Source organism: Halomonas sp., from assembly GCF_031581305.1.
Classification (GTDB): Bacteria; Pseudomonadota; Gammaproteobacteria; order Pseudomonadales; family Halomonadaceae; genus Halomonas.
The window spans coordinates 1-8,728 of sequence record NZ_JAVLBC010000137.1 but is presented as its reverse complement, the minus strand read 5'-3'; the positions used below and the strand labels follow the sequence as shown (position 1 = coordinate 8,728).

General features: G+C 63.4%; 7 protein-coding genes, 3 tRNA genes and 1 pseudogene. 7 read left to right on the top strand and 4 right to left on the bottom strand.

Annotation, left to right across the window (positions count from 1 at the left end; genetic code table 11):
* From fadH to RI841_RS11690, 4 genes and pseudogenes are all read left to right on the top strand, one after another.
* A pseudogene (fadH, locus tag RI841_RS11705) lies at positions 1-303 on the top strand (NADPH-dependent 2,4-dienoyl-CoA reductase); the annotation flags it as partial.
* Positions 304-574: 271 nt separating this feature from the next.
* On the top strand, positions 575-2,497 hold the full coding sequence (locus RI841_RS11700; protein WP_310705777.1) for a PrkA family serine protein kinase: 1,923 nt from the start codon (positions 575-577) through the stop codon (positions 2,495-2,497).
* A gap of 15 nt (positions 2,498-2,512) precedes the next feature.
* Complete coding sequence (locus RI841_RS11695; RefSeq protein WP_310705776.1) at positions 2,513-3,799, top strand: YeaH/YhbH family protein; 1,287 nt, start codon at positions 2,513-2,515, stop codon at positions 3,797-3,799.
* Positions 3,800-3,829: 30 nt separating this feature from the next.
* Positions 3,830-5,380, top strand: coding sequence for a SpoVR family protein (locus RI841_RS11690; RefSeq protein ID WP_310705775.1), 1,551 nt, complete (start codon positions 3,830-3,832; stop codon positions 5,378-5,380).
* 91 nt (positions 5,381-5,471) lie between these two features.
* Here the strand turns inward: RI841_RS11690 and RI841_RS11685 are convergent, their stop codons facing one another.
* On the bottom strand, positions 5,472-5,786 hold the full coding sequence (locus tag RI841_RS11685) for a high-potential iron-sulfur protein (RefSeq protein ID WP_310705773.1): 315 nt from the start codon (positions 5,784-5,786) through the stop codon (positions 5,472-5,474).
* A gap of 346 nt (positions 5,787-6,132) precedes the next feature.
* On the opposite strand from RI841_RS11685, the gene RI841_RS11680 reads away from it, so the two are divergent.
* Together RI841_RS11680 and RI841_RS11675 are read left to right on the top strand one after the other, a co-directional pair.
* A complete protein-coding gene (locus RI841_RS11680; RefSeq protein WP_023004511.1) occupies positions 6,133-6,408 on the top strand; it encodes an Lrp/AsnC family transcriptional regulator in 276 nt (91 codons plus the stop codon).
* 52 nt (positions 6,409-6,460) lie between these two features.
* Positions 6,461-7,327: a DNA/RNA non-specific endonuclease gene (locus RI841_RS11675; RefSeq protein WP_310705772.1), complete on the top strand. Its 867-nt coding sequence runs from the start codon at positions 6,461-6,463 to the stop codon at positions 7,325-7,327.
* A gap of 87 nt (positions 7,328-7,414) precedes the next feature.
* On the opposite strand, the gene RI841_RS11670 is transcribed toward RI841_RS11675, so the two are convergent.
* The 3 genes from RI841_RS11670 to RI841_RS11660 form a co-directional block, all read right to left on the bottom strand.
* Positions 7,415-7,501: transfer RNA gene (locus RI841_RS11670), tRNA-Leu, on the bottom strand.
* A gap of 41 nt (positions 7,502-7,542) precedes the next feature.
* Positions 7,543-7,629, bottom strand: a tRNA-Leu gene (locus RI841_RS11665).
* Positions 7,630-7,700: 71 nt separating this feature from the next.
* A tRNA-Leu gene (locus RI841_RS11660) sits at positions 7,701-7,787 on the bottom strand.
* Positions 7,788-8,022: 235 nt separating this feature from the next.
* Here RI841_RS11660 and RI841_RS11655 point away from each other — a divergent pair.
* The coding region (locus tag RI841_RS11655; protein WP_310705771.1) for a winged-helix domain-containing protein at positions 8,023-8,728 on the top strand (706 nt) is incomplete at its 3' end.

Here is an 8,728-nt window from a genome sequence, read left to right as displayed (position 1 = left end):
GGCAAGACCACCGGCTGGGTCCACCGGGCTTCGCTCCGGCATCGCGGGGTCGAGACGCTGGTTGGCTGCGAATATCTCGGCATCGACGACGAGGGGCTGCATATCCGCCTCGATGGTGACCTGCGGTGTCTCGAGGTTGATACCATCGTGGTCTGTGCCGGCCAGGAGTCGGTGCGGGAACTGCTGGCACCGTTCCAGGCGGCCGGGATGGCTGTACATGTCATCGGCGGTGCCGACGAGGCGGCGGAGCTCGATGCCCGTCGGGCCATCGATCAGGGAACCCGGCTGGCCGCACGTCTCTGACCCCGGTCGCCGTGTTATCCACCTGCTGCCTTGCCTGACGCTGATCCACCCGTCGGCCCTCTCCGGCGGGAATCGTCCTTTGAGCGTTTAATCCTTCACGATTCCTTATGAACCGAGTGGCGCTCTCCGAGCTCTCAGAGGAGACGACTCGTGTGCGTTGATTGGTGAGGCAAACCGTTATCCGCTGATGCTGTCTACGCTGAAGAGACCCCACCCTGGCCTGTCATCATCATGTCGAGTGGCTGGGGAATCGGGCATACAGGAGGCTTCGATGAGCATCTTCGATCATGTGCAGAACCGCTTCTCTCGCGTCCAGCAGGAAGAGATGAGCCTGCAGGAGTATCTGGAACTTTGCCGCCGGGAGCCCGTGGCCTATGCGACGGCGGCCGAGCGAATGCTGGAGGCCATTGGCGAGCCAGAGGTGATCGATACCGCGAAGGATCCGCGGCTGTCACGCATCTTTTCCAACAAGGTGATTCGTCGTTATCCGGCCTTCGCCGAGTTCTATGGCATGGAAGAGGCCATTGAGCAGATCGTTGCCTACTTCCGCCATGCCGCCCAGGGGCTCGAGGAGCGCAAGCAGATCCTCTATTTGCTCGGGCCGGTAGGCGGCGGCAAGTCATCCCTGGCCGAGCGCCTCAAGCTGTTGATGGAGAAGGTCCCCTTCTATGCCATCAAGGATTCTCCGGTCTACGAGTCCCCGCTGGGCCTGTTCTCCCCGGAGGAGGATGGTGAGCTGCTGGAGAAGGAGTATGGCATCCCTCGGCGCTATCTCAAGAGCGTGATGTCGCCCTGGGCCGCCAAGCGCCTCAAGGAGTACGGGGGCGATATATCCCAGTTCCGGGTGGTGCGCCTCTACCCCTCACGGCTCAACCAGATCGCCATCTCCAAGACCGAGCCCGGCGACGAGAACAACCAGGATATCTCTTCGCTGGTCGGCAAGGTGGACATCCGTCAGCTCGAGCTCTACTCCCAGGATGATCCGGACGCCTACAGCTTCTCCGGCGGGTTGTGTCGGGCCAACCAGGGGCTCATGGAGTTCGTCGAGATGTTCAAGGCGCCGATCAAGGTGCTGCATCCGCTGCTGACGGCGACCCAGGAGGGTAACTACAACCCCACCGAGGGCATGGGGGCGATCCCCTTCGACGGCGTGGTGCTGGCCCACTCCAACGAGAGCGAATGGCAGACCTTCCGCAACAACCGCAACAACGAGGCCTTCCTCGACCGGGTCTACATCGTCAAGGTGCCCTACTGTCTGCGGGTCACCGAGGAGATCAACATCTACAAGAAGTTGCTCGAGCACTCCTCGCTGGCCGAGGCACCCTGCGCGCCGGATACCCTGCGGATGCTGGCGCAGTTCTCGGTGCTCTCGCGGCTCAAGGAGCCGGAGAATTCGAGCATCTACTCCAAGATGCGGGTCTACGACGGCGAGAACCTCAAGGACACCGACCCCAAGGCCAAGTCGATCCAGGAGTACCGCGATGCGGCCGGGGTCGACGAGGGCATGGAGGGACTGTCGACGCGCTTCGCCTTCAAGATCCTCTCCAAGGTGTTCAATTTCGACAATCACGAGGTGGCGGCCAACCCGGTTCACCTGCTGTATGTACTGGAGCAGCGCCTGGAGCAGGAGCAGCTGCCCCGCGAGACCTTCGAGCGCTACCTGCGTTTCATCAAGGAGTTCCTGGCGCCGCGCTACGTCGACTTCATCGGCAAGGAGATCCAGACGGCCTATCTCGAGTCCTATTCCGAGTATGGGCAGAATATCTTCGACCGCTACGTGACCTATGCTGACTTCTGGATCCAGGACCAGGAGTATCGCGACCCGGAGACCGGCGAGTTCCTCGACCGTCAGGCCCTCAACGAGGAACTGGAGAAGATCGAGAAGCCGGCGGGCATCTCCAACCCCAAGGACTTCCGCCACGAGGTGGTCAATTTCGTGCTGCGCGCCCGTGCCCAGAACAACGGCATGAATCCCAGCTGGCAGTCCTACGAGAAGCTGCGCGGGGTGATCGAGCACAAGATGTTCGCCAACACCGAGGAACTGCTGCCGGTGATCTCTTTCAACGCCAAGGCTTCGACGTCGGACCAGAAGAAGCACGAGGACTTCGTTGCACGGATGGTCGACCGCGGCTACACCGAGAAGCAGGTGCGTCTGCTCTCCGAGTGGTATCTGCGGGTACGCAAGTCGCAGTAGGCCGAGGAGGTCGTCATGACCTATTTCATCGATCGTCGTGCCAACGCCAAGCACAAGAGCGCAGTCAACCGCCAGCGCTTCCTCGACCGCTACCGCACCCATATCAAGCGGTCGGTCGAGGAGGCCGTGAACCGTCGCTCGATCACCGACATGGAGCGCGGCGAGAAGGTCTCGATCCCTACCCGGGACATCTCCGAGCCGGTCTTCCAGCACGGCCCGGGGGGCAAGCGCACCATCGTCGCGCCGGGTAACAAGGAGTTCGTCGAGGGGGATCGGCTGCGCCGCCCCGGCGGCGGGGGTGGCGGCGACGGTGCCGGGGAGGGCGGTGCCTCCAACCAGGGCGAGGGCATGGACGAGTTCGCCTTCACCCTGAGCCGTGAGGAGTTCCTCGACTTCGTCTTCGACGGCCTGGAGTTGCCCCACCTGGAGCGCAAGGCCCTGGTGGACCTCGACGAGGTGCGCCCGGTGCGTGCTGGGGTGTCGAAGGAGGGCGTGCCGGCGCGCATCAATATCGTGCGCTCCATGCGCGAGGCTCAGGCGCGGCGCATCGCCATGCGGGCGCCGATCCGTCGAGCCCTGCGCGAGGCCATGGAGGTGCTGGCCGAGGAGGAGCGCAAGGATCCGGTGCTTCGCAACCCTGCACGCATCACCGAACTCAAGGCAGAGATCGAGCGCCTGGAGAAGCGCCTGGAGGCGGTGCCCTTCATCGATACTTACGATCTGCGCTACAACAATCTGGTCGACCAGCCCCAGCCTTCGAGCAAGGCGGTGATGTTTTGCGTAATGGATGTCTCGGGCTCCATGACCCAGGCCCACAAGGACATTGCCAAGCGTTTCTTCCTGCTCCTCTACCTCTTTCTCGAGCGCAACTACGAGAAAGTCGAGCTGGTCTTCGTGCGCCATCATACCGCGGCCAAGGAGGTCGATGAGGAGGAGTTCTTCTATTCCCGCGAGACCGGCGGGACCATCGTTTCCAGCGCCCTGACCCTGGTCGACGAGATCATTGAGGCGCGCTACCCGCCCGGGCAGTGGAACCTCTACGTGGCCCAGGCCTCGGACGGCGACAACTGGGACGACGACTCCATTACCTGCCGTGACTTGCTCGTCGAGCGCCTGATGCCGCGGCTACAGTACTTCACCTACGTGGAAATCACCCCTCATGCCCACCAGGCGCTGTGGGAGGAGTACGAGCGGGTGGAGGCCGAGTATGCCGAGTGCTTCGCCATGCGCCAGATCGTCGAGGCTGGGGACATCTACCCGGTCTTTCGCGAGCTGTTCAAGCGCCGCATTGCCCGCACTTGACCACCCGAGCAGGTGGCCCGAGGAGGCAGCATGACACGACGCAAGCCCATCGCGACCGGTTCCGACTGGAATTTCGAGATTCTTGACGACTTCGAGGAGGAAATTGCACGCCTGGCGGACGAGTATCGCCTGGATACTTATCCCAACCAGATCGAGGTCATCACCACCGAACAGATGATGGATGCCTATGCCAGCGTGGGTATGCCGGTGGGGTATCACCACTGGTCCTTTGGCAAGCAGTTCCTGGCCGTTGAGCAGGCCTACCGTCGTGGCCAGATGGGGCTGGCCTACGAACTGGTGATCAACTCCGACCCCTGCATCGCCTACTTGATGGAGGAGAATACCCTGATGATGCAGGTGCTGGTCATGGCCCACGCTTGCTATGGCCACAACTCCTTCTTCAAGGGCAACTACCTGTTCCGCACCTGGACCGATGCCTCCTCCATCGTCGACTACCTGGTGTTTGCCCGGAAGTACCTCAGCGAGTGCGAGGAGCGCCACGGCGTGGCCGCGGTGGAGCAGTTGCTGGATGCCTGCCACGCCCTGCAGAACTATGGCGTCGACCGCTACAAGCGCCCCTCGCCGATCTCCGCTGCCGAGGAGGCGCGGCGCCAGAAGGAGCGCGAGGAACACCTCCAGGCCCAGGTCAATACCCTGTGGCGCACCATCCCGGGCCGGCCGCGCGGCGATGCGCTGCCCGGCATGGCCGACGAGGAGGATCCGCTGGGCCTGCACGAGGGCGGGCGCTATCCGCCGGAGCCCCAGGAGAACCTGCTCTATTTCATCGAAAAGAATGCCCCGCTGTTGGCCCCCTGGCAGCGAGAGGTGGTGCGTATCGTGCGCAAGCTGGCCCAGTACTTCTATCCCCAGCGCCAGACCCAGGTGATGAACGAGGGGTGGGCGACCTTCTGGCATTACACCCTGATGAACCGTCTCTACGATGAAGGGCTGGTGGATGAAGGCTTGATGCTGGAGTTCCTGCAGTCGCACACCGCGGTGGTCAGTCAGCCGGCCTTCGACAGTCCCTACTTCAGCGGCATCAACCCCTATGCGCTGGGCTTCGCCATCTTCACCGACCTCCGGCGCATCTGCGAGTCGCCAACGGAAGAGGATCGGCAGTGGTTCCCCGACAGTGCCGGTGGCGACTGGCGGGAGACCCTGGAGTTCGCCATGAAGAACTTCAAGGACGAATCCTTCATCCAGCAGTTCCTGTCGCCCAAGGTGATCCGCGACCTCAAGCTGTTCATGGTGGTCGACGACGACCAGGAGGAGATGCTGGAGGTGGCGGCGATCCATGACGAGCGTGGCTACCGGCGCATTCGCGAGTCCCTGGCCACCCAGTACGCTCTGGCGGTGCGTGAACCCAATATCCAGGTCTACTCGGCTGACATTCGTGGCGATCGTTCACTGACACTGCGCCATGTCCAGGACCGTCGGCGTCCGCTGGCGCGCAGCGCCTATCCGGTGATCCGTCACCTCCATCAGCTGTGGGGCTTCCCGGTGCAGCTGGAGTCGATACAGGGCGATGAGGTGGTGCGGCGCTACCACTGGCCCCTGCCCGAGAAGGGGGGGCGTGATTGAGGTGCCCAACCGACGAGACCCACGCCATGGCGTGGGTCTCGTCGGTCACTCTTGCTATGTGACGCGTCTTCTGCGTGATGCGAAGTGTCGGTCAGGCCTGGGCTGTCCAGGACTGGCACCAGCCGCCCGGCTCGACACTGTTTTGCGGGAAGAGCTGACAGCCTTCGCTGTCAGCTTGGTAGAACATGCAGTTGCTGCACTGCTCGCCTTCCTCGTAGGCCGGATGGTCGCTGGCGTCGCTGGCATTTTCGACGTAGTTCAGGGCCTTGGCCTGTTCGGCGCTAGGGTCGAGGCGCGGCAGGTCCTGGGCGAGGGCGCTCTTGGACAGGATACCGGCGCCGAGGGGCAGGGCAGCAAGGCCCAGCAGGCTGTTACGCATGAAATCACGACGGCTATGGTCGGCCATGGTCTCTCCTTGTCATCACGGTGGGTCTAGGGGGCGTGGTGGGGCAATCATGATGCCCGGTTCTTCTTGGCGGGTGGTCGAACCACCACTCGATTCGACAGGCGCGTCCCTGCGGAGTTCGTCCGCTCAATGGTAGTAAACTGATGGAGGTATCGCTAACCGGTCGGCACCTGTGCGGCAATCCGCCGCATCGTCGCCCATCCGGGCGATCAGACCCGCGATGAGGCGCAGGCCTCTTGGTTCAGCGCCCTCGACGGCGCTGCTATACTCGCACCAGCTGCGGTGGGCGTACGGTCGACTGCGGGTTGTGATGTGCGCGCAAGCGCCTAGAACAGGGAGTAGTCCGATGCAGAATGCGGTGATTCTGATCAATGCCGAAAAGGGCCAGGTGAAGGCGGTGGCCGAGCGACTGGCCGACGTCGAGGGCATCAGCGAGGTCTATTCCACCTGTGGCCGGTACGACCTGGTAGCCATCGCGCGGACCCGTGACTTCGAGAGCCTGGCGGAGCTGGTGACCGGACGACTCAATGCCGTCGAAGGCATTCGTGACACCGAGACGCTCAATGCCATGCAGGTCCACTCCCGCCATGACCTGGAGACCATGTTCTCGCTGGGCTGGTGAAGGGAGTCGGGCCCCGCGGCTCGCTGCATGATCGGACAGGGAAGGGGCAGGCATGGCAGCAAGACGAAGACGCGTCGCCAGCCGCTGGCGCCGTCAGTTGCGTCGCTTCGGCATCACGGCGCTGTTCGTGGCCGTGGCCACGGGGCTCTGGCATTTTCAGGAGCGCGAGCTGCGTGACGGCCTCAGCTGGCAGGGCGTCACCACTTGGCAGGAGCTTACCCCGCTGAGCTTTCATCGCGTGCTGCGCAACGACGGTTTCCTGGTGGGGTGGTCCGATATGCGGGTCAACCCCCTGTGGGTCAGCTACTTGCTGCACGAGGTCGACGACCCCGGCGCCGGGCCGCGTCCTGGCTTCCGGCGCGACTGGCGGGCCCTGTGGCCGATCTCGCCGGACGGCTATTTCGGCAGCGGCTATGATCGGGGACATCTTGCCCCCAACTATGCCATCGCCGCGGTCCATGGCAGGGCGGCGCAGCGTGATACCTTCCTGATGAGCAACATGTCGCCCCAGCGGCCTGAGCTTAACCGGCGTCTGTGGCAGCGCCTGGAAGAAGTGGTGATGGATCACTTCGTGCCCCGCTTCGGTACCCTTCAGGTGATCACGGGGCCGGTGTTCCCGGCCTCGTTCCGAGGCAACGTGCTCAACCGGGTCGGCTTGGTGGAGGTGCCCGAGGCCTTCTACAAGATCCTGGTGGTGCCGGGGGAGGAGCCGCGTGCCCTGGCCTTCCTCATGCCGCAGCGTGTCACCGGCGACGAGCCGCTGGATGATTTCCTGGTCAGCATCGATAAGCTGGAGGCGAGCACGGGCCTGGATTTCTTTCCGCAACTGCCCGAGGCGGCTGCCGCAGCGCTGGAGGCTGAGGTAGAGACCGCGGGATGGGGGCTCGAGGCCGTGGCCAGGCTGCCCAGCCGCTTCTGAGCGACGGGCACAAAAAAACCGCGAACATGGCGTCGCGGTTTCCTGTTGGGCTGCAATGTAGACTCGTCTGCATGACGCGAGAAGAAGTGGTGCCCAGGAGAGGACTTGAACCTCCACATCCGTAAGGATACTAGCACCTGAAGCTAGCGCGTCTACCAATTCCGCCACCTGGGCGCATCATGCCGTCGTCGTGTTCGCGGGCATCGCCTGTGCGATGGTGCCCAGGAGAGGACTTGAACCTCCACGTCCATAAGGACACTAGCACCTGAAGCTAGCGCGTCTACCAATTCCGCCACCTGGGCGAACACGAGCAATTCGAGCTGACAAAGAGCGTGGGAGCGAACTCCCTGATATCCAGTCTATGGGATATCGATGGTGCCCAGAAGAGGACTTGAACCTCCACGTCCGTAAGGACACTAGCACCTGAAGCTAGCGCGTCTACCAATTCCGCCATCTGGGCAGGCGAGGCGTATCGTACCGGATTCGCTCGCTGATGCAAGCGGATCTGGCCCCGTCGGGCAGGATTTTTTTCGCCTGTCTCGCTATGCCGGCGTTGCCATGGTTGGGTGATGGGGGCACCGGCGCTATACTGCGTCCATGACAATCGACCCGAAATGCCAGATGCCACGCGCCGGACTTTGTCCCCGCGCCCTTTCGATCACGCTGCTCCCGATGCCGCCAAGGATGCCCACCGCATGACCCACTGGACGCTCAGCGACGATCCGCACGCCAAACGCGAAGCCCACAAGTACGACAAGCCTGCTCCCAGCCGTGAATACCTGCTCGCTCGCCTGGAGGAGGCCGGCAAACCGCTCACCCACGAGGCGATGAGCCAGCAGCTGGGTCTCGAGGACGAGGAGCTCCAGGAGGCGGTGCGCCGTCGTCTGTCGGCGATGGAGCGCGATGGCCAGGTACTGCGCAACCGCCGCGGTGCCTATGCGCTGATCGACAAGCTCGACCTGATCAAGGGCAAGGTGCTGGGACACCGTGACGGTTTTGGCTTTCTGCTCCGCGACGACGGCAAGAAACCCGACCTGGTGCTGCCGCCACGGCAGATGCGTCGGGTCTTCCATGGCGACCACGTGCTGGTGCGGGTCAGCGGGCGCGACCGTCGGGGCCGCGACGAAGCCACCATCGTCGAGGTGCTCGCGCGCAACACCCAGGCCATCGTCGGCGTCTACCGCGCCAATACCCCGGAATTCGGCGTGTTGATCCCCGAGAACTCCCGCATCACCCAGGAGGTCATCATTCCCCACAGCGCCTGTGGCGGGGCCCAGGATGGCCAGGTGATCTCGGCGACGATCGTCCAGCAGCCCGAGACCCGGGTACAGCCGGTGGGCGAGGTGGTCGAGGTGCTCGGCGAGCGCATGGATCCCGGGATGGAGATCGATATCGCCATCC

Coding starts and splice junctions, on each gene's coding strand:
- RI841_RS11700 (WP_310705777.1), top strand. CDS start 575: ATGAGCATCTTCGATCATGTGCAGAACCGCTTCTCTCGCGTCCAGCAG.
- RI841_RS11695 (WP_310705776.1), top strand. CDS start 2,513: ATGACCTATTTCATCGATCGTCGTGCCAACGCCAAGCACAAGAGCGCA.
- RI841_RS11690 (WP_310705775.1), top strand. CDS start 3,830: ATGACACGACGCAAGCCCATCGCGACCGGTTCCGACTGGAATTTCGAG.
- RI841_RS11685 (WP_310705773.1), bottom strand. CDS start 5,786: ATGGCCGACCATAGCCGTCGTGATTTCATGCGTAACAGCCTGCTGGGC.
- RI841_RS11680 (WP_023004511.1), top strand. CDS start 6,133: ATGCAGAATGCGGTGATTCTGATCAATGCCGAAAAGGGCCAGGTGAAG.
- RI841_RS11675 (WP_310705772.1), top strand. CDS start 6,461: ATGGCAGCAAGACGAAGACGCGTCGCCAGCCGCTGGCGCCGTCAGTTG.